1 pseudogene is annotated in these 257 nt (G+C 35.8%); it reads left to right on the top strand.

Annotation, left to right across the window (positions count from 1 at the left end):
• Positions 1–257: pseudogene (locus RYX56_RS23625) on the top strand (sugar ABC transporter permease); the annotation flags it as partial.

Here is a 257-nt window from a genome sequence, read left to right as displayed (position 1 = left end):
AGTATGAAGAGACAGAAAATCATTAGACTTACATTAACCTATTTGGTTGTTTTTGTAATGTTTGTCATCATTTTATATCCATTGGCGTGGATTGTAGGATCATCGTTTAACCCGGGGCAAAGTTTATCCGGTTCAAGCATTATTCCGAAGAATGCTACATTGGCTCATTATAAAGAGCTTTTTGATACGAGTAAGAGTAAATATCTCTATTGGTATTGGAATTCGCTGAAAGTTAGTGTGCTGACGATGGTTTCTAC

It is taken from the genome of Alkalihalophilus lindianensis, assembly GCF_032843265.1.
Taxonomy (GTDB): Bacteria; Bacillota; Bacilli; order Bacillales; family Bacillaceae_D; genus Alkalihalophilus; species Alkalihalophilus lindianensis.
Note: the sequence above shows the minus strand (reverse complement) of the source record. Positions and strands in the feature narration are given on the sequence as shown.